24 protein-coding genes are annotated in these 24,207 nt (G+C 37.4%); 7 read left to right on the forward strand and 17 right to left on the reverse strand.

The window, feature by feature from the left end; genetic code table 11:
• Window positions 1–102 precede the first annotated feature (102 nt).
• Window positions 103–1,734 (reverse strand): YdgA family protein, encoded by a 1,632-nt coding sequence (locus P2E05_RS09785; protein ID WP_250000459.1) that lies wholly within the window; start codon window positions 1,732–1,734, stop codon window positions 103–105.
• A 108-nt stretch (window positions 1,735–1,842) separates the two neighbouring features.
• Window positions 1,843–3,021 carry a mannose-6-phosphate isomerase gene (manA, locus tag P2E05_RS09790; protein WP_154624822.1) on the reverse strand — a complete coding sequence of 393 codons (1,179 nt, stop codon included), beginning with the start codon at window positions 3,019–3,021 and terminating at the stop codon, window positions 1,843–1,845.
• Between the two features lie 178 nt (window positions 3,022–3,199).
• Here manA and fumC point away from each other — a divergent pair, with 178 nt between their 5' ends.
• A complete protein-coding gene (gene fumC / locus P2E05_RS09795) occupies window positions 3,200–4,597 on the forward strand; it encodes a class II fumarate hydratase (RefSeq protein WP_154624821.1) in 1,398 nt (465 codons plus the stop codon).
• 121 nt (window positions 4,598–4,718) lie between these two features.
• Here fumC and tus read toward each other — a convergent pair whose 3' ends face one another.
• The 3 genes from tus to P2E05_RS09810 form a co-directional block, all read right to left on the reverse strand.
• Window positions 4,719–5,639: a DNA replication terminus site-binding protein gene (tus, locus tag P2E05_RS09800; protein ID WP_276122722.1), complete on the reverse strand. Its 921-nt coding sequence runs from the start codon at window positions 5,637–5,639 to the stop codon at window positions 4,719–4,721.
• Between the two features lie 124 nt (window positions 5,640–5,763).
• Window positions 5,764–6,327, reverse strand: a complete 564-nt coding sequence (locus P2E05_RS09805; protein WP_154624819.1) for a lytic polysaccharide monooxygenase — start codon at window positions 6,325–6,327, stop codon at window positions 5,764–5,766.
• 104 nt (window positions 6,328–6,431) lie between these two features.
• Entirely contained in the window at window positions 6,432–7,694 is a 1,263-nt protein-coding gene (locus P2E05_RS09810; RefSeq protein ID WP_154624818.1) for an MFS transporter, read from the reverse strand.
• A gap of 115 nt (window positions 7,695–7,809) precedes the next feature.
• Here P2E05_RS09810 and P2E05_RS09815 point away from each other — a divergent pair, with 115 nt between their 5' ends.
• From P2E05_RS09815 to bioD, 3 genes are all read left to right on the forward strand, one after another.
• Entirely contained in the window at window positions 7,810–8,712 is a 903-nt protein-coding gene (locus P2E05_RS09815) for a LysR family transcriptional regulator (protein WP_154624817.1), read from the forward strand.
• A 101-nt stretch (window positions 8,713–8,813) separates the two neighbouring features.
• Window positions 8,814–10,022 carry an ROK family protein gene (locus tag P2E05_RS09820; protein WP_272657773.1) on the forward strand — a complete coding sequence of 403 codons (1,209 nt, stop codon included), beginning with the start codon at window positions 8,814–8,816 and terminating at the stop codon, window positions 10,020–10,022.
• Window positions 10,023–10,163: 141 nt separating this feature from the next.
• Window positions 10,164–10,838, forward strand: a complete 675-nt coding sequence (bioD, locus tag P2E05_RS09825; protein ID WP_154635669.1) for a dethiobiotin synthase — start codon at window positions 10,164–10,166, stop codon at window positions 10,836–10,838.
• A gap of 38 nt (window positions 10,839–10,876) precedes the next feature.
• On the opposite strand, the gene P2E05_RS09830 is transcribed toward bioD, so the two are convergent.
• The 3 genes from P2E05_RS09830 to ydfG all read right to left on the reverse strand — a co-directional run bounded on the left by P2E05_RS09830 (window position 10,877) and on the right by ydfG (window position 12,339).
• On the reverse strand, window positions 10,877–11,113 hold the full coding sequence (locus P2E05_RS09830; RefSeq protein WP_154635670.1) for a DUF1161 domain-containing protein: 237 nt from the start codon (window positions 11,111–11,113) through the stop codon (window positions 10,877–10,879).
• Between the two features lie 26 nt (window positions 11,114–11,139).
• Window positions 11,140–11,508, reverse strand: a complete 369-nt coding sequence (locus tag P2E05_RS09835; RefSeq protein ID WP_154635671.1) for a DUF1283 family protein — start codon at window positions 11,506–11,508, stop codon at window positions 11,140–11,142.
• Window positions 11,509–11,589: 81 nt separating this feature from the next.
• Window positions 11,590–12,339 (reverse strand): bifunctional NADP-dependent 3-hydroxy acid dehydrogenase/3-hydroxypropionate dehydrogenase YdfG, encoded by a 750-nt coding sequence (ydfG, locus tag P2E05_RS09840; RefSeq protein WP_154635672.1) that lies wholly within the window; start codon window positions 12,337–12,339, stop codon window positions 11,590–11,592.
• Window positions 12,340–12,916: 577 nt separating this feature from the next.
• On the opposite strand from ydfG, the gene P2E05_RS09845 reads away from it, so the two are divergent.
• Complete coding sequence (locus tag P2E05_RS09845) at window positions 12,917–13,951, forward strand: phosphatidylinositol-specific phospholipase C (RefSeq protein ID WP_272657772.1); 1,035 nt, start codon at window positions 12,917–12,919, stop codon at window positions 13,949–13,951.
• A gap of 606 nt (window positions 13,952–14,557) precedes the next feature.
• Complete coding sequence (locus P2E05_RS09850) at window positions 14,558–16,141, forward strand: phosphodiester glycosidase family protein (protein WP_276122723.1); 1,584 nt, start codon at window positions 14,558–14,560, stop codon at window positions 16,139–16,141.
• A 54-nt stretch (window positions 16,142–16,195) separates the two neighbouring features.
• Here P2E05_RS09850 and P2E05_RS09855 read toward each other — a convergent pair whose 3' ends face one another.
• The 6 genes from P2E05_RS09855 to P2E05_RS09880 all read right to left on the reverse strand — a co-directional run bounded on the left by P2E05_RS09855 (window position 16,196) and on the right by P2E05_RS09880 (window position 21,273).
• Window positions 16,196–17,761, reverse strand: a complete 1,566-nt coding sequence (locus tag P2E05_RS09855; RefSeq protein ID WP_163861613.1) for a phosphodiester glycosidase family protein — start codon at window positions 17,759–17,761, stop codon at window positions 16,196–16,198.
• A gap of 786 nt (window positions 17,762–18,547) precedes the next feature.
• The gene (locus P2E05_RS09860; protein ID WP_276122724.1) at window positions 18,548–18,784 is read right to left on the reverse strand and encodes a hypothetical protein; all 237 of its coding nucleotides are present in this window, start codon (window positions 18,782–18,784) and stop codon (window positions 18,548–18,550) included.
• A 16-nt stretch (window positions 18,785–18,800) separates the two neighbouring features.
• Window positions 18,801–19,028, reverse strand: coding sequence for an ECs_2282 family putative zinc-binding protein (locus P2E05_RS09865; RefSeq protein ID WP_163861618.1), 228 nt, complete (start codon window positions 19,026–19,028; stop codon window positions 18,801–18,803).
• 1,035 nt (window positions 19,029–20,063) lie between these two features.
• Window positions 20,064–20,411: a DUF7079 family protein gene (locus P2E05_RS09870; RefSeq protein WP_276122725.1), complete on the reverse strand. Its 348-nt coding sequence runs from the start codon at window positions 20,409–20,411 to the stop codon at window positions 20,064–20,066.
• Between the two features lie 124 nt (window positions 20,412–20,535).
• The gene (locus P2E05_RS09875) at window positions 20,536–21,033 is read right to left on the reverse strand and encodes a GNAT family N-acetyltransferase (RefSeq protein WP_154622717.1); all 498 of its coding nucleotides are present in this window, start codon (window positions 21,031–21,033) and stop codon (window positions 20,536–20,538) included.
• A 27-nt stretch (window positions 21,034–21,060) separates the two neighbouring features.
• Window positions 21,061–21,273, reverse strand: coding sequence for a hypothetical protein (locus P2E05_RS09880; RefSeq protein ID WP_154622718.1), 213 nt, complete (start codon window positions 21,271–21,273; stop codon window positions 21,061–21,063).
• Window positions 21,274–21,495: 222 nt separating this feature from the next.
• On the opposite strand from P2E05_RS09880, the gene P2E05_RS09885 reads away from it, so the two are divergent.
• A complete protein-coding gene (locus tag P2E05_RS09885; protein WP_230085798.1) occupies window positions 21,496–21,663 on the forward strand; it encodes a hypothetical protein in 168 nt (55 codons plus the stop codon).
• Between the two features lie 343 nt (window positions 21,664–22,006).
• Here P2E05_RS09885 and P2E05_RS09890 read toward each other — a convergent pair whose 3' ends face one another.
• From P2E05_RS09890 to P2E05_RS09900, 3 genes are all read right to left on the reverse strand, one after another.
• Window positions 22,007–22,528: a hypothetical protein gene (locus P2E05_RS09890; RefSeq protein WP_154622719.1), complete on the reverse strand. Its 522-nt coding sequence runs from the start codon at window positions 22,526–22,528 to the stop codon at window positions 22,007–22,009.
• Window positions 22,525–22,788 carry a hypothetical protein gene (locus tag P2E05_RS09895; protein WP_154622720.1) on the reverse strand — a complete coding sequence of 88 codons (264 nt, stop codon included), beginning with the start codon at window positions 22,786–22,788 and terminating at the stop codon, window positions 22,525–22,527. Before P2E05_RS09895 ends, P2E05_RS09890 begins: the two co-directional genes overlap by 4 nt.
• 195 nt (window positions 22,789–22,983) lie before the next feature.
• Window positions 22,984–24,015, reverse strand: coding sequence for a hypothetical protein (locus P2E05_RS09900; protein ID WP_230085799.1), 1,032 nt, complete (start codon window positions 24,013–24,015; stop codon window positions 22,984–22,986).
• Window positions 24,016–24,207 lie beyond the last annotated feature (192 nt).

A 24,207-nucleotide genomic window follows, 5' to 3' on the forward strand; every position in this document is an offset into this window, starting at 1 on the left:
TTTATCTTGCTGATAGTTCGTTGTATATATGTTCTTAGTATAGATGTAAAAACGCCAGTCAAAATTGATTGACTGGCGTTTTAAGATTTATTTTAAACTAAATTAGTTTGCTGGTTGTGCGACTTCTGCACCTTCAGCTGGCGCTTCTTCAACTTCAGGAACGATGATTTCTTCTTCATAATCCAGAGTGCTTTCTGGGCTAGACATGATCTTCATCTTAGTTAAGAAGTCAGCTAAAGTGTATTTATCCGCGTTGAAAGTAATATCATTACCTGCAAATTTGATAGTCATTGTCAGGTCATTACCTTTTTCAACCATCCACGGTGATTTTTTCTGCTTAGCTTTTTCAGCACGTTCTTCGTCTGTCATAAACATTTCTTCAAACGGAGAAGAGAACATATCAGAAGTCAGCATCATTTGTGCTTGTTCAAATTCAGCTGTTGCTTGTTCCACATACTGTTTTTTGATTTCAGCATCGACAGCTTTACCTTGATCTAAAATAGCTGCTTGAGCAAGCAACTCGATCGCCATAGGTTTATTCAGCGTGAAATTAAAGTCAAAAGAGGTCAACAGGCTCTTAACTGCTTCATCAACCTTATTCGACAACGCTAATGAAGTCAGTTCGTCTTGATTCCATTTGTTGAAAGTCATGCTTAAGTCAATTGAGCTTTGTCCAGCATCATTTTTCCAGTAAGCAGGGCTAATCGAAAAGGTTGGTTTGCTTTGCAGCAGTTGAGGTAATGTTTTTGTGACTATATCCATAGCAATTTGTTCCCCAGCAGCGGATGGATTACCACTTGCCAGACCTTCTGCTAAGGCTTTGTTATACTGCTCAACAAATTGACCTAATGCTTTTGCATCTAATTTATCGATTGAAAGAACCGCTTTACCTGAACCTAAGTTTTGTCCTAGCGCTGTCAGTCCATCAATGCTATAAGCTAAATTCCCTTTGACCGTTTCTTTTTCAAGAACAGTATCTGAATTGATAGCTAAATTTTTGAAAGAAAATTTAACTTCAGGGATATTAAAATCAGTATCTGCGATAACAAACTCTTGTTTACCCGTATAGAAGCCATATTGAGTTTTCGTTACGTTAGAGATTAATTTCAATCCTTTTAAGGTCATTCCCTCAGATTTATCTGCTTTTTGAATCACTAAATTATCAGTGATTAGAGATGCATCCACTTTTTCGAGGTCAGATGTCGTATTGAACACCATTTTTGAACCGCTGAAAGAGATACTTGCATCTTCTTTCGAATATTCAATCGGTAACAGTTCTAAATCTGAATCAATACTTTTGCTATAACCAATTACAGCATCACCTGAAATAAAAGGTTTACCTTTTGTTATTTCAAATAATTCTTTTGTAGAAGCGTTATTTGCCAATTCAATATGTGCTGCACCTAATTTCGGCATTAGGTTAAATTTAGCAACTTGTGATAGCGGGAAAGGGCCGTGATCAATATCGGTATTGAAAACGATAGTTTCATCAGGACCTGCTGATTCAGCTGCTGAAATAACGATATTTGCTTGAGATGAGAATACGCCACGTTTAAAGTTTTCAACTTTAAATGTGAGTCCAGCTTCTGGCGCATTTGCAGCAAAAAATGCGTTAGTGTTGCTGATAACTTTGTTTAATTCCTTTTCTACTTTAGAGCCAGTATACCATGACGCCCCTGTCCAAGCAGCACCCACAGCAATAATAACACCAACTGCAACTAATGACTTTTTCATTATAAACATCCATCCTTTCAGCACGTTATTCAACATGCAATGAATTTTGTACAAGTTTTAACAAACCGTCTTTTGCGTGCAATCAAGACGAACAAAACGCAAAATAAATCAAAGGTTATACACGCGAGCAAGTTCACCTATACCTGTTAAGCGAACTTCTTTTTCAAAGGCTGAAATAAAAACAGATTCTCCAGAACTGATTTTTAATTCTTCACTGCCTGATCTCAAAACTAACTCACCGTCTATACAAAATAAGATAGAAGCTGTCTCATTAGTTATGTTTATCTCCGTGCCGTTAATAGAATATATATTAAATGCAAAATCTTCTACTGGTATATGGTATTTACAGATATTTCCTGATTTCTGGGGTTCACTAAGTAAACTTTTGCTTGTTTTAGGAACAAAATCAACGTTAGCTATCAATTCAGGCACATCAATATGCTTATTGGTCAAACCAGCTCGTAGGACATTATCTGAATTTGCCATGATTTCTAAACCTACACCTTCAATATATGCGTGTGGCGTTCTTGCATATAAGAACATCGCTTCGCCAGGTTGTAACTCAATCACATTAAGCAGAAGTGGCACAAATAAACCAGTATCTTCAGGATAAAGGCTAACCATTTGTTTTATCGTATTCCAAGGTTCACCTTGGCGGCTATTAAGTGCCGCTTTTAATACACCTAATGCTAATTCTTTCTGCTCCCCAGAAAGACTGAGAATTTGTGCAAATAATTTAGCCAGCTTTTCTTCCGTCGGTGATTGAACAAAAAATTGAATTTCAGGGTGTGCCGCGGAAACAAAATCAAGTAACTCGGCGATCTCTTGCAATGGGCGAAATGCATTCATCGCTTTAAAAGGGGTGAGCGCATAAATTAGCTCAGGCTTATGATTATCATCTTTATAATTACGGATAGGTGAGTCTAGAGGGATACCCGCTGCATTTTCTTTAGCGAAACCAACCTCAGCGTAAACTTTATTCGGATGAACCTGTACAGAAAGGGGTTTTGCTGCACACAATACTTTGAATAAAAAGGGCAAGCGTGATGAAAAAGACGCGGCTACTTTTTTGCCTAGAATTTTCTCAGGATTACTGGCAATGTAATCAATTAATGAGAGTTTTTGACCGGTTTTAGCGTTAACAACATAAGAACTCGCTTTAGGATGGGCCCCCATCCATAATTCGGCCATTGGCAAATGTTCTGGGTTAGGGATAGCGTATAACTGTGTGAGCGCAGTTTTACTTCCCCAGTCATAATTTTGAACTTTATTAATCATTTTTAGCATAGCCAAACTCTCTTTTTCTAAAAATCAACTTATTTCCTTGATACTACAATACAATAAACACGGTTAAGTCGCATTATTGAAATTAAATGTGTGGCATCATAGAGGGGTATTGCCAGCTTACCTGCAAGCTGGTGATTTTAAAACCGATTATTCTGTGTATGTACTTAAGGAGATAGTAATGGCAGCCACTCGCATTGAAAAAGACTCAATGGGACCAATTGAAGTACCAGCTGACCAGTTGTGGGGCGCGCAAACCCAGCGTTCTTTAGAACATTTCCGTATATCTGTAGAGAAGATGCCAGTTGCTTTAATCCATGCCTTAGCGGTGACTAAAAAAGCAGCTGCAAGCGTTAACATGGATTTAGGATTACTTCCTAAAGATCGTGGCGATGCGATTATCGCTGCTGCTGACGAAGTACTCGCTGGTAAGCATCCGACAGAATTCCCTCTTGCTATCTGGCAAACAGGTTCTGGCACTCAAAGTAACATGAATATGAATGAAGTGCTTGCAAACCGTGGTAGTGAGATCTTAGGTGGCCAAAGAGGTAATGACCGTCTTATTCACCCGAACGATGATGTTAACAAGAGCCAAAGTTCCAATGACGTCTTCCCAACAGCTATGCACGTTGCGGCCGTTGTTGCTATTCGCGAACATTTACTTCCTGAGCTAAAAGCATTACATAAAGTATTAGATGCTAAGGCAAAAGAATTTAAAGATATCGTTAAAATTGGTCGTACACACCTACAAGATGCAACTCCGCTGACGTTAGGCCAAGAAATTTCTGGCTGGGTAGCGATGTTAGCTCACAATGAAAAACATATTGAAAACTCTGTACCTCATGTGTGCGAACTGGCTCTTGGTGGTACCGCTGTCGGTACGGGTTTAAATACTCACCCTGAATATGCTGTACGTGTCGCTAAAAAAATTGCTGAGTTAACAGGGCAACCATTTGTTACTTCACCTAACAAGTTTGAAGCATTAGCAACGTGTGATGCTTTAGTTCACGCTCATGGTGCACTAAAAGGTCTTGCTTCATCTTTGATGAAAATTGCGAATGATGTTCGTTGGTTGGCATCTGGTCCTCGTTGCGGTATTGGTGAGATTGCAATTCCTGAAAATGAGCCAGGTAGCTCAATTATGCCAGGTAAAGTTAACCCAACACAATGCGAAGCGCTAACGATGCTTTGTGCTCAAGTTATGGGTAACGATGTTGCTATCAATATTGGTGGTGCTTCAGGTAATTTTGAGCTGAACGTATTCCGTCCAATGGTCATTGATAATTTCTTACAATCAATTCGCCTCTTGGCCGATGGTATGCGTAGCTTCAATGAGCACTGTGCGATTGGTATTGAACCAAACCGTGAGCGCATTGAAAAACTTCTGCATGAATCACTGATGTTAGTGACTGCACTAAATACCCATATTGGCTACGATAAAGCAGCTGAAATTGCTAAAAAAGCCCATAAAGAAGGGTTAACGCTGAAAGAATCAGCTTTAAAACTGAATTATCTAACCGCTGAACAGTTCGACGAGTGGGTTCGTCCTGAAGATATGGTTGGCAGCATGAAAAACTAATTAACAGATTAGTTTAAGCTAAAAAAAGCACTTGCTTAACAATAAGTAAGTGCTTTTTTATGTTGCATAATCTATGTACTTTTTATCACGCTCAATCTCCAACGAACATCGCATTTTATCTCTAGACTTCTTGATATAAGTTGAGACGAGGGATCAATAATTCTATGGGCTTTGATCGGGGGCGGTTGCGAAGAGTAATATTGTCTGCGTTATAATCCGGCAAATCACCGATCACAATATCATCTAATGATTTTTCGACGGCAAATATGATTAACGGATTGGCACAGGCAAGTTGAGTCTGTTTTTGTTGTGCGCTATCCCAAACACGAGCAATAGGCTGAACTTTCACCGGTCTCTGAGTTTTAAGTACGGCATCCTGATTTAGCTGACTAATTAGAGTAATTTCTTGCTCTAATTGCTTCAGCCAATGTTCTCTAGGTATACCTAATGGTTGACGGCCATTTTCTAATGAGGCTTGCAACTTATTTAATACCTGTTCTTTGGTGGTCTTATTGATGACTTTTTTATTTGCCCAGCCAAATCTAACGGTATCGACATCCGTTAGATAAGTTAAAGAGCGATAAGTATTTAACGTCAATAGACCATGGAGACTATCATGAATAAACTCAAAACGTTGTGATTCATCGATGCCAGATTGCTGAGTCACAATCTTCTTTATTTTCACTTTTAATTCATTGATATCTTCTAGTAATGAATGAAACATCCGATAAGTAGAATAGGGCGCATTTATACAAATAGCACCGGGTAACCTAACTGCCGATTTGTTGCTGGTTAACTCTGATTTATCATGAATAAACAACAAATTAAAATGCGCTATAGCATGATTGATTGCATCTTTTCCTGTTATTTTCTCAACCTCAATATGTTTTATTTCATTATTTTCATCACCTTTCATAATTTCAGGGAGACGAAATACGGAGGCATAAAAAACGGGCTGTTCAGCCATGAGATGACTAAACTTACTTATTTTGTTCTCTAATTGATTAAAGCAATTTATAAGCTCATATTTAGCATTTGTCATAAGCCAATACACCCATTTAGTTACAACATTCTATATATTGAAAATATAACAAATATTCAGCATCGAGCAAAATAAATCTGTCTAACAGAACGAAAGGGGCCTTCTTTCCCCTTTATAAAAAGTCTTATTTGATATTGAGGTCTATCACTTGATAAAAAGCATTACCCGTATCAGCAATCGTCCAAACCGCTAACACCAGTTGATAGCCTAAATTTTCTTTTGGTAATGTACAATGATGCTCGACGACTGAACCAGGGCGTTTGGGTTCATCATACTGGCAAAATGGTGTTAAAACTAATTGATTACGGCTTATTGGTAAATTAGGGTTCCAATTCGGCTTGGTAATAAAGTATTCCCACTTAGATGTTGAATGTCTGGCAGTTAAATACCATTTAAACGTTTGTTGAGAGTGATGAAGATCATTTTTGCTCCAACGAGCGGCTGTTTGCACATCAAGTTCAGCAAAGCGAGTAATACCCGCACTTGCGATTTGACCATCTATAGGGCCTGATAAAGGGAAACCTTTTGCAGCTTCAAGAGATTGTGGCTCATATTGTATTGCACCACACTCTGCATTGAGCTTTTGATTACACAGGTAAGCACGGCTTTGTGGTTCAAATACATAGCCGTGCGCGAATATAAATGTTGAAAAACAGAGTAGAAAAGGAAGTAAAAATAGATTTTTCATTGGTTGCCCTCATCGTTGTTGAGGGCAACATTTTCACTGAATCAAACTCACAAAATAAATTTCATCATTTAATAGGTATTGATAAAGTAAAGACACTGGCTTGATCAGCAGTTAGCCTTTAATTTGTAAGCGATTAGCATACCAATAAGAAGCAGCCCAGCAATAAACCAAGCAACGCCAGCCCATCCAAATTGCAACCAAAAAATCCCACCAACAGTTCCTGCAATACTCGAACCTGCATAATAACTAAACAAGTAAAGTGAAGAAGCTTGGCCTCTAGCCCGTTTAGCTCGGTGTCCAACCCAACTACTGGCGACTGAATGAGCAGAAAAGAACCCAGCTGTTAACACCGTCATGCCCAAAAGGATGAGCCAAAAACTCGAAAATAGTGTTAACAAGATCCCTGACAACATGAGAACTAATGCAGCAATCAGCACACTTCCCAAACCAAATCTAGAGGTTAAACTTCCGGATTTCGATGCGCTATATGTACCTGTTAAATAAATTATTGATAATAAGCCAACAGTAGCTTGGCTAAAATGATAGGGGGCTTCAAGTAATCGATAACCAATATAGTTATACATAGTGACAAACCCTCCCATCAAAACAAAGCCTTCAACAAATAACCATGGTAAACCTTTATCACGAAAATGAAGGCGTAAGTTAATCCACAAATTTTTGGGTTTTAAAGAGCTTGCTCTAAAATGTTGTGAAGGTGGCAATAACCGCCAAAAGCCAATTGCAGCAATTAAAGCTAGGCTGCCCAACAAAACCACAGCGACACGCCATGAATAAAAATCAGCGATAATGCCCGTAACAAGACGTCCGCTCATTCCACCAATAGAGTTACCACTAATATATAACCCCATTGATAATGCGACATAGCTAGGATGGATTTCTTCACTTAGGTAGGTCATCGCAACCGCTGCAACACCACTCAACGATAATCCAACGAGCGCTCTAGCAATTAAAATACCTTGCCAACTTTGCATAAAAGCACTTAACAGTGTGAACAATGCCGCACTTGTTAACGCAACGACCATGACATTTTTTCGTCCAATCGCATCGGAAATTGGTCCAGTAATCAGTAGCCCTAGCGCCATTAATCCAGTACTTAATGATAACGAGAGACTAGCCGTAGCAGGGGAAACATTAAAATCCTCTGATAACATCGGCAAAATCGGTTGCACAAAATAAAGTAATGCAAATGTAGCTAACCCCACGGTAAAGAATGAAAGTGTCACGCGCAAATATAGTGCATCATCACGTTGAATATAGTGCTTTTTAGGGACAGTATTCTTATTTGAGTTATCCCGCGTTCCGTTAGCGGTGTCTTCAGTAGTAAGACTATTTGATGAATGTTCCATAGAGATTTCCTTGCCATATAACCCAATTGATTTCGATCAAAGGATAGAAATCTCAGACTATTTTGTCTAATATATTAATAATTACCAATAATACTTTAAAGATATCATAAAGAAAATGGCTATTGAATTAAGACACTTACGCTATTTTGTTGCTGTTGCAGAAGAGTTACATTTTGGGAGAGCGGCTGATCGACTGCATATTTCTCAACCACCATTGAGTCAGCAAATTCAGTCACTTGAAGAGCAAATCAATGCAAAGTTACTTGAGCGTAATAATAGGAATGTATCCTTAACCCCCGCAGGCACTATGTTTCTTAAAGAGGCTTATCAAATATTGTCTCAGGTCGAAGCTGCCGCCACGAAAGCCGCAAGAATGGAAAAGGGCGAGTTAGGCGAACTTTCTATAGGCTTCACCTCAACAACCCCCTTTATGCATAAAGTGACTATGTGTTTACGTCAATATCGTGAATCCTACCCTGAAGTCGCTATTCATATGCATCAAATGAATACAAAACAACAACTTGCACCATTATTAACGGGTAGGATTGATATGGGTATTATGCGTAATACTCAATTACCTGAACAATTGAATTACCAATTATTGTTTAAAGAACCTTTCATGGTTGCGGTGTATGAAGGGCATCCGCTATTAAAATACGAAAAAACAGGTGTCGATATTCACTTATTGGCTGATTATCCTTTAGTTTTTTTCGAAAGAGAGGTGGGAACGGCGCTTTATGATGAAATACATAATCTGCTTACATCCGCTGGGGTCACGCCTAAAATATCTCAAGAAGCCGGTGAAGCGATGACCATTTTAGGATTAGTTGCAGCTGGCATGGGAATTTCTATTATCACAGAGTCCTTCACTCGCATGAAGATTGATGGTGTAAAGTACATCAAATTTTCTAATATCAATGCAGCATCGGAGGTATGGTTAGTCTACAATAGTCGTAGGACATTACCAGCGGCCGCACAAAAATTAACTCAGTTACTCATAAAAAACATTGTTGGTTAAATCATGTGATTTAAGTCACAATTAACATGTGGATCAAGGCGTTGATGACTTATATTACGCATAATAGCTGGCTGCTTTAGCATGGGATTTAATATTTCATAATGGAAAATCAAACCGGTCATATCGATCAGATTAAGCAACTAAATACAGGGATTGTTTACCGAGTGATTGATCAACACGGGCCAATCTCGCGTATTGCGTTGTCCAAACAATCACTACTCGCTCCAGCGAGTATTACAAAAATCACCCGTGAATTGATCGATGCTCACTTAGTGAAAGAAATTGAATTCCCCGTCCTTGGCTTACGTGGTCGACCAGCCATTGGCTTAGTAATAGAAAGTGAAGGGTGGCAATTTTTATCTATCCGAATTGAAAATGGTTCTATCAGCTTAGCCCTAAAAGAGATCAATACCCAAACCATCGTAGAACAAAGCTATGCTTTTCACGTAAAAGGCAATGATGAATTTTCAAATACTCTCTCATCTTTAATTAGCCATTTTTTTGCCACTTACTCACAACACCTTGAGCGTGTCACTGCAATTAGCATTATTTTAGATGGTTTAATTGAGCCTTTTTCCGGTGTGATTTATAAATTACCGGACTATGATATTGATCATTTATCACTTGGCCATCACTTAACAGAACAAACCGGTTTACCAACCTATATTCAACCTTATGTTAATACGTTAGCCTTAACCGATTATTTTTCTTTTCATGCTAAAAGAACGGCTAAAAATATTATTTATTTACAAATCGATGATGTGGTTAGTGCCGCCATTATCAATAATGGTATTGCGCTAGATAGCCATACCAGACGTACCATTTATTTCGGTCATGGACAGATTCAGAACAGCCACGAGAGTTGTTATTGTGGCGGGATTGGCTGCTTAGAAAGATCGATTTCGATTCCAGCGATCTTAAAGCGTATTCCTAAATTATTTCATTTATACCCAGAAACCTCGCTTTTAAATGAAGAAATTAATTTCGATAATTTCTGTTTAGGTATTGAAACTGAAGATCCTCTTTGCCTGCACATATTAGATAATATTGCTCAAATACTCGCAGGGCAGCTCTATCAATTAATTAATATTTTTGGCATTGAGTTAATTTTGATCAATTCGCCATTAAATCGTGTCTCTTCGCTATTTTATCCACTTTTATATCAATACTGTCGCTCCCAGTGCATTCATATCTACTATCAAGAATTGCATATTGAAAAATCTGAAATTACTAAAAAAGAGAGTGAAACTGCTTTAATTCAACAGGCTTTATACGATGGCTCTTTATTGATCCAGTTACTACAAGGTTAACAAAAGTTGATAAAGTTTTTGCTATTAACTAGAAAATTGAGCTAACGCAAACTTAAGACTTGCCCATTCCCATAAACTGATTCCATATCATTTTTCACTGCAATTATGCAGTCGTCTGTCACTTCAGGATAGAAAATAACTATGATGAATCTATTTATTACCGGGACAGATACAGATGTCGGGAAGACAGTATCCACATTGGCCATATTGCAGGCGCTTAATAGCCAAGGAATTAAAGCGGTAGGCTACAAGCCTATTGCTGATCAATGTATTGATACTCCAGAAGGTATGAGAAATAAGGATGCTTTACTCATTCATGGGATATCACAAGAGGTTGTATCATATGATGATATCAATCCAATAAAAATTAAAGATAATTACAATCACGAAAACCGTATTGATTTCAGTAAAATTAAACTAGGCTTAGAAAACCTAAATAGTCAATGCGATACCGTTGTTATCGAAGGTAATGGTGGCTGGCGTTATTTATTAGATGACAATACGTTTTACACTGATTGGTTAAAAGGCCAAAAGGTTGGTGTAATACTTGTTGTCGGAATTCAACACGGTTGTGTTAATCACACATTGCTTACAGCAGAGGCAATACGAGCCGATGGTTTACCACTTGTCGGCTGGATAGCGAACCGAATTAATCCAGGTCTTGCCCATTACGCTCAGATTATTAGTCGATTACAAAAGCACTTAAAAGCACCATTACTCGGTGAGATCCCCTATTTATTGCGGCCAGAAGAGAAAGAACTCTGTCAATATTTAGATAAAGATAAGCTTAAAGAATTTATGTGTGAATATGCTTAGATAAAATTGAAAAGGGCGCTCAAAGCGCCCTAGCTATTTTATTGGTGACGAGTATAAATGATTTTATACGTTTCATTCTGACAGTGGCCAACAACCTGTCCTTGTGTTTGATCGACTTCGTCATTTGGAACAGCCACTAAGCTAAAATTATCAGCAGGTACACCATTATTGATAATCTTTTGCTTAATTTCTTCAATCACACTTTCACATGATGCCTGTGCTAATACAGGGGCAAACAGGATACACAGTGCTGGAAGTATAAGTCTCGTTTTCATAATAACTCCTTAATTAGGTTAATGAGTTATGGGCGAGCTAATGGGCGTCCAGTATTTACATCAAGACAACGTTGTGTATTAGGTTCCCAATAAGCATTTAAATTAAGACTTTTTTCGCATGCATCTTTCGCATCAAACGCGGCATCAACCTTATCGAACTCTTTTTCAGTGCGCGCATTCACTTTTGTACGTAACTGACGTGTTTGATCCCACTGTTCTTTTTCTTGGCGAGCTTGCTCTTTCGTCAGAACACTATCAACATTTCCTGACGTTACACAAGTACTTCCCGCAGTGCAGTTGACATTCGCAGCATGCGCTGAAGAAAGCCCTAACAAAGGAAGACACAGCAATAATGCTGACAAGCCTTGCTTAACAACTTTGAGAGATGAGTTCATCATTAAATCCTGACTAAATGAGTTCCATTTCGCTATTTAAACACAAATATGAGGCGAATCCCTTTAGAAAAGTACGAAAAATCACTCTTCTTTATGAACGGTTAAACCTGCAAATGTTTGGCACACAGGCATTAATTCAAGTGTATTCACATTCATGCGAGCAGGCAAGGTAGAGACCCAATAAACTGTTTCAGCGATATCTTCAGGGGTAAGTGCATCGGCGCCTTTATATATATTAGCAGCTTTAGCATCATCGCCATTGAGTCGAACATTAGAAAACTCAGTTCCGCCAACCAAGCCAGGTTCAATGTCAGTGACACGTACTTTTTTACCTTGAAGATCTGCACGCAAACCTAGTGAAAACTGCCTAACAAAAGCTTTGGTTGCACCATAAACGTTACCACCTTTATATGGCCAATTTGCAGCGGTTGAGCCAATGTTAATAATATGTCCATGATTATTGGCCACCATCGTTTGCAGTACTTCATAAGTCATGTTAACCAACCCTTTAGTATTAGTATCAATCATGGTGGCCCAATCTTCTGGATTGGCATTGAAGGCAGGTTCGATACCCAACGCTAAGCCCGCGTTATTAACTAATACATCAATGTTTTTTAGTGATGCTGGCAAGCCTGCAATTGCTGATTGAATAGCTTCTCTATCACGAATATCAAGCGTAATAGGGTGAAATTTATCGCCTAACTCTTTTTGTAATGCGACTAAACGTTCAGTTCGTCGACCGGTACCAATAACGGTTGCTCCATGCTGAATGAAACGACGAGCAATTGCTTCGCCAAAACCTGATGATGCTCCTGTAACTAAAATGATCATGCTTACCCCTGTCTCTTATTATTGCTTAGTGTTCCGTTATTCTAACGCGCTTGCAGTAATGATCTACAAAAAACTTATTGTTATTACACAATAAAGAGTAGAGGGATGACGCTGTGAGGCCCCAAACTTGGTAGCTACAATCTTCACAATTTGCTGTTCTGAAGCTGTATAAGTTAATAAAAACGTCATTTTTCAGCATAAAGAAGTCAATCTTTTGCTGAAATAAAGGGCATTAAAATATTGGTGGCTATGTCGGATAAAGAATAAAATCGGGTCAATGTGATTCAAACCGTGAGTGATAATCCTAACGGTATCTTGGAAATGCCAGCGGATCGGCCAAAATCTTGTAATAAATTCAATAAAACTGCCTTTCAAATTATTAATTACCAATATTATTACTGGTGCAATAATAACGGCTATCTATCTGTTTTTATTAGTTCTTATAAAAAAATCTTCCTTGCCAGGTTACTCCATTATTTCACTAAAATGCTATCATTTAGATGGCTGCACTCATAACTAACGCGTGATTTTTCACTTTATTCAAAATGTTCTTCTCTCCAAATCAAGGGCACAAAACATGTTAAAGATATTTTTCTATATTCTAATAATGTCTTTTTGCACCACAAGTCATGCTCATTGGGATTCTGCGTACTTCAGAAAGGCTAGTGACGGATTCACTAGTAAATCAAAGTGGATGAGCTCGATTAGGGATGATGTGTTACTTTCTGAGATAGCGATACCAGGTACACATGATAGCGCAGCTTACAAAGGTTTTGTTGATAGCGTCGCAACTCAAACTCTTAATTTTGATCAACAACTTGAATATGGAATTCGGATGTTTGATATACGTGTTAGGCATACGAGCGACAGGTTTGCTTTGCATCATGGGACTGTTTTCCTAGACGTCATGTTTGGCGATTTTCTTAACTCCGTTGATAGGTTTCTGGAAAAGAACCCATCCGAAACCGTTATATTTAGATTGAAAGAAGAAATGAAGCCAAATAATAACAACACTCGCTCTATGAGTGAAACCCTAGAATATTACATTTCCTTGCATAAGGATAAATATGTGAAGTTAACGTCTTTAAATACAAGATTGGCTGAAGTGAGGGGGAAGTTTGCCATATTGAGTGATGGAAGGGAGTTTTGGGACTATGGCGTCTCCTATTGGCAGGCTAATATACAAGATGAATATCATCTTAAAACCAATTGGGACTTATACACGAAGTGGGAACATGTTAAAGAACAGTTAGCGACAGCAACAAGAGGTAGTTCTCGTACTACATATATTAACTATCTGAGTGGTTCTGGAGGTTCATTTCCTTACTTTGTAGCAAGCGGTCACTCATCTCCTGGTACTTCAGCCCCAAGGTTATCTACAGGACTAACGACCCCGGGCTGGAAGTATAGCTATCCTGATTTTCCTAGGGTTTCTTGTTTTATTGGGATTTGTACAATCGCGTTTGAAGGTACAAATATTTTGACAAGAGATAAAATTAATCAATACAACAGGCTGGGCGTTAATCGAACGGTTGGAATAATAATTGCTGACTTCCCTGGAGAGTCTTTAATTAGCAGCATTATCGCTAATAATAAAAATCTTCAAAAATAGCTTGATTGCGTAAGGCTAAATTATTAAGCCTTATGCATTTATATAAACCAGTAAATAAACTTTTCGTTTGATTGCTCATACGACATTACAATCTATCCAAAATAACATTTCCGTTTTTATTTTAAAAACATAAAGTCCAGCGCTAAAATAAACTTGCTCCAAACTGAAGCCTCGCATAGGTCTGCTAAGTCGTTTAACTCTAAGGAAGCAAATGCTCTTTGTGGGTCACAATTGTTTCGCATTTTCTCTTCGTCATCATTCTAGAAAATGTGAGAATGGTTTGATAAACAAATCAAACAGATGAATAGAATGCCTCAATCCGAACTTGGCATTGAGGGAGATGAAGTTATTCCGTGATGCTAACGGCAGAGAAGGGCCTTACGCTTACATCAAACCACAGCATGCGAATTCAAAAGTGTTATTATATTTTATAGAGAGAGAAATAACTTTGTAACTCAAGGTCAAACTGGACAATATTTAGCTGTTTTAACTTATCTTTCCAATTTTATCTATATATTCCACCAAATAGTTAAATTATGATGCATGTTACATATTGTTCATCACGAATTATGTATCCTCGGTACTTTGACACCTGAGGAAATTCTAATGCGAAGAATAATATTACTGGCATTACTTACGGCGGCCCCCTTATTAAGCTATGCCTCTGATTGGATTGTTCCTGATCTAAATATCGGAGAGCCAAAATTGAACCAGTCCGTAATTAAAAAAGATTTGAGTGAAGGAGCCACTCTGTATGAAATAAAAAGAGGAACAGTAGGGAAGGATGGGTATATTCTTTCCACTGATGTAATAAATTCTCAGACAAAACAAAAATATATAGACGAACTTAAAAATTTAAATATTCCCTTTGAAGTCAATTTCGCCCCTGAAACAGCGCCACTAGGCAATTTCATTGGCCCCATAATTAGAATTAAGGGTTTTAATAACCAAAATGAAGCTAAAGACAAGGCGGATAAATTACAAGCCAAAGGCCTTGAATTTAATGTGCGGTATAGCGCACAGGAAGGTTTGCATACAAGTGGGCCATTCGATATTAGCGTATTAAAGATTGATTTAAATAAATTTGATGGGAAGATTGTTAGCGCCCTAGCTAAAGATACAATACAGGGAGCAGAATCCGTTACATCAATGATTGACAGAAAAAAAGCAATCGCAGGCGTAAATGGTGGTTTTTTTGCCTTTGATAATTCAGTCGGTGATTACGGCGCTCCAGCAGGTATATATGTAAGTAATGGAGAGTTGATACGCGAGGCTACAAATAATAGACCCGTCATTATTTTTGACAACAGTGGTAATAAAACAAATGTATTTTTTGGAACGTCAGTGGTAACAAAATCATTTATAACGCAAGGTGACCTGAGTTACCAAATAAACGGGTTAAATAGAGTTCCGGGAAAATTGTTAAATTGTGGCGGTTATGAAAGCAAGCCAACAGAAAAACCTGTTCATGATTTTGTGTGTCACAATGATAACGAAGTTATTGCTTATAACCGCATGTATGGAAACCACACCCCAAATGTAACGGCGACAGAAATAATAATAAATAAACGTGGCGATATTATAAGTTATTCAGATAAAGTAAATACAAAAATAGAGAGTGATAAAACTTACATTCAGGTGACTGGTAATAAAAAGTTGGAATTGAAGAAAGATATACCCGTGAAGCTAGTTCACAAAGTTTTTATTGATAATAAAGAATTCACACTCAAACCTGGAATAACAATGATAAGTGCTGGGCCTTCTCTTCTTGTGAATGGAAATATTCCTATTGAAATCAGAGCTACTCAGGGCTGGGATCCTTACCCTAAAATAAAGGATCTTAACCAAAGTCAAGACGATGATGGATTGTCACTCGCAAATGATTCCGAAAATAGAGAGGGGTTTTATGAAGGCTGGGTACTTCGCCGGCACCCTCGGACAGCTATTGGTATCACTAAAGACAATGTTCTTTTCATCGCGGTTGTTTATGGAAGAAATCCAACTAATTCAGAAGGGGCAACCATTACAGAAATGGGGCGTTTAATGAAGGCGCTAGGCGCTATCACTGCGATGAACCTTGATGGTGGCGGGTCATCAGTGATGATTGTAGACGGCAAGCCTACAGGTCCCTTTTCTGATGAAGAAGAAAGGTTAGTCTCGGATGCCATCCTTTTGATTAAAAATAACTAACCAATGTTACCTTGCTCAAAAAGAAGAGCAGTAAACTCAGCTCTTCTTTTATCACTATTTATTGATAGATAGCCCTAACCATGAAGGTACTGGTCTATGTTTACCGTCGGGCTGAGATATTAATGAACACCAGACCCCCGACGTGTCGCATGATGAGGAAGGCCTTGCATCACCCTTAACGACAAAAGCATTACTGTCTATCGCAATGGCGGCAGACCCACCTCCATCGAGTTCCATTGAACTTGAAACACCTAAACCATAATACAGATTTTTAAGATCCGTTCTACTTATCCCATTACGGTAACTTCCGCCTTGAAACACATAAATCACACTATTATTATCGTCCGCAGCAATGCCTATGCGGGTAGTTTCTGACGAACCCGAATCAGGTGTAGGTTTTGGTGAAACAACACTAAGAGGTAATCCTGTTCCTGCAATAGCAAGGAATTTATAACCACTATTGTCTAACTCTATAGCATGTTGTTCGATCGCTGGATCAGATACACCGTTGCTGTAATATACTTCAATGCTTGAATTTAAATCCATTTTCCAAAACAGGGCATCAAGCGGCGCTTTGCTGCCATCTTCATCAATGAAATAGCTAGGCCCCGCAAAATACTTATTGGGTTCGTTGTGAGTACCTTGTGTTGGCCCGTTAGAAATATTATCAAAATAAATCCCCAAAGGCGTTGAGCATTTATTGCTTTTCCAAGTCGCTCCATTTAATTGAGGCCTCACATCAAAGTAATTTGCATTCAGCGCTACTAATGGCTTTTCAAGCTTTAACCAAGCCTCGTCTGGATTATATAGCTCAGCATACTCAAGCGTACCGTCTGACGTGCGGGCGGAAGCAGTGCCTTCGCATCGAGCTGCTTCCCCTTTGTGAGTATCACCCAGCAAATGAGGAATAATATATTTCTCATTATTTCTCACCCTCGGTATAATTAATAGATTCCCTTTATTCGCAAGGGTATATTTTCCAGAGCCTGTGCTCATTGGGATTTCGTAGTTTCCACCAAAAACGATATGACTTGGTTTGCCAGTTTGCAAAGTTTCTTTTTTAGCCTCATTAATTAACGCCATTACTGCATCGTTGGTGTAGTTAGGCTTTATATAGCCATTCCCAGTACGAACATTATCACCTCTTATTTGGAATGAACCAACAGTACGGCCATTATTTCTAAACATCAACCAAATTTGTTTGATAGTTATTTCATATTCCCCAGACTTTGCAGCAGGATACTCAAACCGCTTCATATACTCACTAACCTTGCCAACATCCTCAGTTATTCGCATAACTTCAGTTTGACCAGTTAACTTATGTTCTATATCAACAATAATATCAATTGAGGTTTTATTATAACTTGCCCCGCTAAATTTGATATTATGCAAATAAACATCAACAAATAATGGTCTAATTTCCTTTCTATCGCATATGTCTGTATTAATACTTAAAGAGACTTTCTTATTATCGTTGTTTCTATTTTCGAATGTATAATATAAACGTCCCCAGCAATTCCAATTTTCAGATCTTTCACTGCTATATTCGTCAATATAATTAGCATGCACAACGGAGATATTTAACCCTAATAGAATAGCAAGAATAGAGTATTTAAACATGAGTTAATTTCCTATATTGTATTAAAATGATACCTTTGATTTAATTTTTAATCGTATTAGCTGAAACAATTCCAATTTCAATACTTAAATTTCAAATAATTAATTCACCATGTCATCCTCAAATTGATTTCGATTAAATAAAGTTATAGATGAGTAAGTAAAATTACGCAAACTTAAAAGATATTAATTGTCCTTACGAATAAAGAAGAATCCACAGAATAGTATTATGCTCTTAGACTGATAAGCTATGTACGCCTAGTAAAATTCATTTTTCGATATAAAGAACCTCAAAAATGAACGTAAAACGTCTTGACAACAAAGTGTATGTTCTTACTTGGCTGGTTTGTGGATTCGCAGAGACGCTAAGGGTAGAAAGAGATTTTATGGCTACATCAATAACAGCATACGTATACAGAATTGGTTGTGACTATTATTAAAAGGGTTAATGCACACCGGTAGATATTTCTTCAAGGGTAAAGCTCAGGCTAGTTCATGTCATTTATACATTAGATGTCAGGTATTAAGAAACCAACTCAGATAACCGATCATATGTGGTAAAGGGAAGGGGGATAATACTCAACCGTAATAGTCCTAGTTCTGAGCGTTTTACACTCATAACCATTTCTTCAGGAAATTATTTTTTATTCGCTTCTCGGTACGTAATTAAACATACTAAACCGTAAATATTATTTAGTTCACTTAATGTATAACGCTATGTTACAAAAGGGTCCTGAGCGATTGCGGTAGAATGGTTTTGGGGTTTACCGCAATCGGGAAGGTTCATCTTTACATATAGAGTGCATTGTGCGAGCCTATCTTATTACTTTCCAATTCCAAGTCAGCTTTCTTATTTTCAATAAAACTTTCAGTTTCTTTTTCTAATAAAAGCCTTGTGAGTTCATTTTGTCTTTCTTCTAGAATTTTATTTTCTTTTTTATTTCGCCTATTTCTTATCTCGGATGAAATCACAGTATAAATGGAAACAATTAAAGCAAATAAAGCAATCCAAGCACTCGCATCCATTTTTAACCTCTATTTATTATTTGAACGATTTCTTAAACATTTTTTTTATGTCTTTAATAATATCTTCTTTCATTTCGTTAACATTGGCTTGAATGTTTTCATCATTTTCCCGAATTAATTCATCTTTCGTTAATTCATAGCCACAATCAAAGCATTTAGTAGCATCTTGCTCTCCATATATTTCAAATTCAGTATTGCTACAGACAGGACAGTGTAGGGTAATAGATCTGTTATGCTTATTCATTTTAACCTCACTAAAAGTTTTAACTCTAAAACTCCCCGTCCTGTGTACTACAGGGGTAGTCTCAAGACAATTACGGACTTTCCGTAAAATAACTAATTATATCGGGTTCATTTGAACTTACCACGGAGACCTAAGATTGTACATAATGATAGCAGATGATGAAAATAACATCTATTTAGTGCCTAAACGAACCAACACGATTAACCAGCCAGAACACTGGATTTCTTCATTTCACTTTTGGGTTCGCATAATGCATATTATGTTAAATAGAATATAATGACCAATAGCTTCATAAGATGAATCCCTTTCAATGAATTAGCGCTTCTAACCCCTGTTGATTCAGATACGTGTTAAAAATTTAATCACTTCACTTCTTGCCAATCTGTGCATTTTAATGAGATACGTAGTACAGCATGGATAAGAAACAAATACTGACCTAAATCGATGAGCAAACCAACTCTTCCATCCTTGTTTGTTGCAATATACTCAATAAGAAAGTTTTCACTTCTACGTTTCCGCACCAAGAAAAGGAATTGTTCACGCTGAAGTATTTCTTTAAGTGTTGGGAAAATAAATTCAGTAAAAGATTCGATTTTTCTTTCGGGGAATCTAACGACGATATTGCAAATTGCATTTCTGAATTGGATGGTTTCTATCATCACTTGGGTAATAAAAAAGTACTAAAAGCATAGTTTCAATTCAAAATGTATCTTTTGAATCATGCAAAAATAATGCTGAGCACCTACGAACAATGTCTAAATTCTTTTAATAAATAGGAATCAGTGCTTTCAATAGATTGACAGGTATGACATCTGGACGCCACGCGATTGAAACGGATGCTACATAAAGTAATCGCTCAGAATTTTAGCAAAGTACAGCCAGGTGATATGAAGCACAGTCCCAATTACCGGAGTTTAACGAAAGAGCAACTATTATGCCTTGATAAAATACTACTACCCTATTCTCCTTTGATATCAGAATCATTACCTGTAGTGACCCCGTGATTCTATTAACTATTTATTAAAAATATTATTTTTATAAACGTGATTTCAACTGAATCCATTCATTTTTAAACACCATCTTAAGATAATAGGTAAAAAAAGACATTTTTAGCCTTCCTAAGAATTTGTTTTTTATACTTTTTATTTTTTCTATCTCTGTAAGCAATTGCTCTTCATCAAAAAAATAACAAACAGGCGGAACTGGCGATATAACATTGAAGTAGCAAGCTGGAGCCACATAATTAAACAACACATCTTCAATGTATTTAATATCATAATTTTTAACCATGTAAGCTATATAATCGTAGTCTATAGCGTTATCAACAAAAATAAGTGACAACGTCACATAAAGACGTTCTTCATTATTTAACGAATTGCCCATTTCGTAAGCTCTTCTATTTCATCATCAAGACTATCCGTTACAACTGTTCCGGAAATTATTGCACTTAAGGATTGCGCCGGTGCTTTTACCCTTATTCAATAAACTCAGGATGATATTGAACGGTTTAGCGAAGAATTAACGCCATCAGAATTTCATCCCGATATTCCGTGCCCTCTTTCAGTGCACGAGGTTCCACACCGTAGATTTTGAAACCCTGTTTTTCATAGAGCTTGATAGCGGCGACATTTCCATCTACTACGCTCAGCATGATTTGTTCAACATGCTTAATCGCATAATTTTTCACTGACTGTAATAGTTTTTCAGCTATACCTAACCCTCGAAATTCAGGCTCAACAAAAACACTCGATAAATAAGCTTTGTGAGCATCTTTAACGCCATCCTCTTGTTTAAAAACACACAAACCGACAATCTTTCCGTCTATGTATGCACCGAATGCCGTAAAACTATCCAACCGTTTTACAAATGATTGAAGTGGCTGCTTTTCCTCACAATCATAAGTGGAGCCGAACATCTCTGGCGATTTCTTCAACGCTGACAAGCGAATGTTACGAAAATCTTGTACATCAGCTATTCCGAGTAGGCGAATTTTAGGTTCAATCATAGTATTAATTTTATTTCCTGATTATTGCTAGTTAACATCAACACCAAAAATTGGCCATGCTTTGATCTCATTGAGAATCACTTGATTAAGCTTATCAATATCCGCGCCATCACAGACTTGTATTATTACCCCGTTAATCACTGTAATATAAAAATCAGTAAAGGTATGTTCATCCTTAAAACCCCCCTCTAATCCCCAATAAATCACAGAAAAAATGCAAAAATTCCTTTTCAGCTTCATATTCATATAACTTAACTTGAACATGTAGATTTATAGAAAAATTATGGCATCAATCGAATAGTCGAAATATCTATCACTCTACCACTTTCTTCACAAATGTGGCTTTGGCATCTAAAACCTTTCCATCTTTGCTGACTGGTAACATTAATCCAATTTCTGCACCCGTCTCTTTATCCACTAATATTGAACGTGTATCGTACTAAACCGGAAGCAAACAGCAGAATGATCAGCTTATATATGATGTTTTATGCAATAGGTAGTGGTTTGGACGCTATCAGCTCAACGGCCATGTATGCTTATGCAGGTTGGAATGGTGTTTGTATTTTAGGTGCATTAGTTAGCGTATTTGCACTTATTATTTGGGGGATAACACACAACCGCTCTTTTTGAAAACAGAAATGAAAGAAAATTGCGTTTTACCCGTTATTGGCGGCAAATGTGCAATTGGCAGTGGGATTTATGACTTTAGGGGGGGATTAAAAAAGCAGCGAATTAACCTGACCGATCATCTCTGATTCTTGTAGGATAAACTTGGGCTTGCAAAGATCGTGGAAATTTGGTTTAGCGAAAAGGCACGAGCGCTACGACCGTTGCAATGATTATTAGCATCCCAAAACCGATACTTTATTTTTTGAAGGTATAGGCTGGCGTAGACTGTTCATGGTTGGGTAGCTAAATTATTAGCTACCCATATTTATATGCTAATCAAACCAACCAACTATTTCTAACTTACCTAAATAATAATTAGTTCTCCGCAATAATCTGGTGTCATGTTTTTTTTGTGCATTCGAGTATCGGTATCTACAAGGTTTTTGATATGCTCATAAAAAGTCCAATGAGTTGCTTCGACCGTGTCTTCATTCTCATCATAATGATAAACCAAGTCTGGGGCATCAGATTCAGTTAACAAAAAATAATATTGAGTTTGATTCTCAAATGATACTAAGAATGGTTTTTTATTAACTAATTCCCAGAGCTGCAATGAACATAAATTATCTCGAAGTGTTAATTGAGAAAGTACATGAGAGCGAACACTTTTGATTTCCCTGTAAAACATAAGCAGGTCATCACCAAAAAAGCCACCGCTGCATCGGCCCATACAGCTCAAAAAATCACGAAGTTGGCCAACTACTTTAATATCGTAGAGGCGCTCAATTTTCTGTATTTCATCTCCTGTATATCCTTTGATTTTACTTATATCTATTTCTAACTCGGGATATACAGCGTGTAAACATGCGATTAATGATGTGCTCATTCTTTTCTAATTCCTGTTGTGCCTTGGTAAATAGTTATATTAAAACGTTCGTTTTGTTTTGCAAACTCCAAGCTAGTTTGCTGGCAACCATCACACATACCGGGCACCTTTTGGGATGTATTCTCTACCGCAATCGCAATTTCGGCGTTTTTACCTTTGTAATTATCATTTATATCACTAAACAATTTCTGCTCGGCATGATTGTAATTAGTTTGGCCATTGCTCGTAGAGACACTTGGAATACTTTTACTATCACTCACAACAACTTTATAATTAATACCATCAACGTTAAGTAAAAATAAAATTTATCGAGCTAGTTATCATAATGGAGTGTGAAGCCTAACGAACGTGAGCCACACTTCACCCGCGACATTGTTATTTACGTCCACTACAGCCAGTATGATTTGTTCCACATATTCGCTTGCGTAATCCTTCACTGCCTGTAGTGATACCGCTTAACGCATAATAACGGAAAGTTCCACGGAACCACGTGCTACGCCGGTTATCCCTGCCCCCTTTGAATATAACTCATATTCAAGCGTTTTCGTCATATTGATATTGTTTTCATTTGCGTTAATACGTCCAAGCTCGACCATCGTCTGATCTAAACGTATCGGTAATTTAGAACCGTTATGGTGTACAAATAATTTCACATATGCGGCAGCTCTACGACTTGCGTTGTTTAAATTAACATCAAAAGCATTACCAGAATAAAACTCTGGTTTAACGTTAGCTGAAATTCCGATATAGGCGTCAACTTGATCTTTAAATTGGCTACAATTTATCGTCATAGGACGTTGAACAGAAGCTAACAAAGTACCTTCAGCCGCACCTGAGTCTTGAATACCAAAATTAATTTTATTCGCAGTCTGTAAATTACAAGTTAGCCCAGAAACCGTGACATTTATTGGATCTGATTTTGGCACTAGCACCGACCATGCGCCTTCATACTGAGTACGCCAATCTTTAATAGAAGTCCCTATATTATCCCTTAAATAGTATCTTCCACTTTTTTGATTCCCTGTTCCGTAAACTAACAAACGACCCGTCACTGTTACATTATGTCGTAGAGTAATTACAGGTGTTGATTGGTAAGGTTCAAAAATACAGCTTCGAGAATGTGGAAATTGATTAGTACCAGACCCCCAACCATTGAAATGTCCTGTTACTGTGTCTATCCGTTGGTAAGGATACGTATCTCTTGTTCGTCTATTTGTAAAAGTAAATTCAGGCACTAGCATTAAATCATTACTAATTGGTATCCCAAATACACCATCAATTTCCATCAAAGTAGAATCATTGCATTGATTGAATGAACCATTAAAAAAATTGGTTAACGAAACATACGGATAAACATCACCAACATTAGCGTATGTAATATGAGTGTTAGTTGTCGAATAATAACCAAATACCCCGACTAAACCTCGCCCATTAAATACCTTAACGTCCGCAGCGAATGTTGGTAACGTTATACTCGTCAAAACCATTGCTAATAAAATCTTTTTCATCATATTACCTAAAAATAGAAACCGCTATAACCAACTCCTAAGGTTGTTATCGTATCCTTACATTCCCAATAATCTTTTAAAATAAATTGAATCTCATTTGCCAAGTGTTCGATTTATATAAGATAAAAACGATTGTATTAATATCCGCTTAACCACAATGCAACATTATCT

The organism is Providencia stuartii (genome assembly GCF_029277985.1).
GTDB lineage: Bacteria > Pseudomonadota > Gammaproteobacteria > Enterobacterales > Enterobacteriaceae > Providencia > Providencia zhejiangensis.

Excerpts from the sequence above, each read along its gene's own strand:
- P2E05_RS09815 (WP_154624817.1), top strand. The coding sequence starts at position 7,810 with ATGGCTATTGAATTAAGACACTTACGCTATTTTGTTGCTGTTGCAGAA.
- tus (WP_276122722.1), bottom strand. The coding sequence starts at position 5,639 with ATGACAAATGCTAAATATGAGCTTATAAATTGCTTTAATCAATTAGAG.
- P2E05_RS09865 (WP_163861618.1), bottom strand. The coding sequence starts at position 19,028 with ATGAATAAGCATAACAGATCTATTACCCTACACTGTCCTGTCTGTAGC.
- P2E05_RS09835 (WP_154635671.1), bottom strand. The coding sequence starts at position 11,508 with ATGAACTCATCTCTCAAAGTTGTTAAGCAAGGCTTGTCAGCATTATTG.
- ydfG (WP_154635672.1), bottom strand. The coding sequence starts at position 12,339 with ATGATCATTTTAGTTACAGGAGCATCATCAGGTTTTGGCGAAGCAATT.
- P2E05_RS09850 (WP_276122723.1), top strand. The coding sequence starts at position 14,558 with ATGCGAAGAATAATATTACTGGCATTACTTACGGCGGCCCCCTTATTA.
- P2E05_RS09860 (WP_276122724.1), bottom strand. The coding sequence starts at position 18,784 with ATGGATGCGAGTGCTTGGATTGCTTTATTTGCTTTAATTGTTTCCATT.
- P2E05_RS09820 (WP_272657773.1), top strand. The coding sequence starts at position 8,814 with ATGGAAAATCAAACCGGTCATATCGATCAGATTAAGCAACTAAATACA.
- P2E05_RS09885 (WP_230085798.1), top strand. The coding sequence starts at position 21,496 with ATGATCAGCTTATATATGATGTTTTATGCAATAGGTAGTGGTTTGGAC.
- P2E05_RS09810 (WP_154624818.1), bottom strand. The coding sequence starts at position 7,694 with ATGGAACATTCATCAAATAGTCTTACTACTGAAGACACCGCTAACGGA.
- P2E05_RS09875 (WP_154622717.1), bottom strand. The coding sequence starts at position 21,033 with ATGATTGAACCTAAAATTCGCCTACTCGGAATAGCTGATGTACAAGAT.
- P2E05_RS09870 (WP_276122725.1), bottom strand. The coding sequence starts at position 20,411 with ATGGGCAATTCGTTAAATAATGAAGAACGTCTTTATGTGACGTTGTCA.
- P2E05_RS09785 (WP_250000459.1), bottom strand. The coding sequence starts at position 1,734 with ATGAAAAAGTCATTAGTTGCAGTTGGTGTTATTATTGCTGTGGGTGCT.
- P2E05_RS09845 (WP_272657772.1), top strand. The coding sequence starts at position 12,917 with ATGTTAAAGATATTTTTCTATATTCTAATAATGTCTTTTTGCACCACA.
- fumC (WP_154624821.1), top strand. The coding sequence starts at position 3,200 with ATGGCAGCCACTCGCATTGAAAAAGACTCAATGGGACCAATTGAAGTA.
- P2E05_RS09830 (WP_154635670.1), bottom strand. The coding sequence starts at position 11,113 with ATGAAAACGAGACTTATACTTCCAGCACTGTGTATCCTGTTTGCCCCT.
- P2E05_RS09855 (WP_163861613.1), bottom strand. The coding sequence starts at position 17,761 with ATGTTTAAATACTCTATTCTTGCTATTCTATTAGGGTTAAATATCTCC.
- manA (WP_154624822.1), bottom strand. The coding sequence starts at position 3,021 with ATGCTAAAAATGATTAATAAAGTTCAAAATTATGACTGGGGAAGTAAA.
- P2E05_RS09890 (WP_154622719.1), bottom strand. The coding sequence starts at position 22,528 with ATGAGCACATCATTAATCGCATGTTTACACGCTGTATATCCCGAGTTA.
- P2E05_RS09805 (WP_154624819.1), bottom strand. The coding sequence starts at position 6,327 with ATGAAAAATCTATTTTTACTTCCTTTTCTACTCTGTTTTTCAACATTT.
- bioD (WP_154635669.1), top strand. The coding sequence starts at position 10,164 with ATGATGAATCTATTTATTACCGGGACAGATACAGATGTCGGGAAGACA.
- P2E05_RS09900 (WP_230085799.1), bottom strand. The coding sequence starts at position 24,015 with ATGGTTTTGACGAGTATAACGTTACCAACATTCGCTGCGGACGTTAAG.
- P2E05_RS09880 (WP_154622718.1), bottom strand. The coding sequence starts at position 21,273 with ATGAAGCTGAAAAGGAATTTTTGCATTTTTTCTGTGATTTATTGGGGA.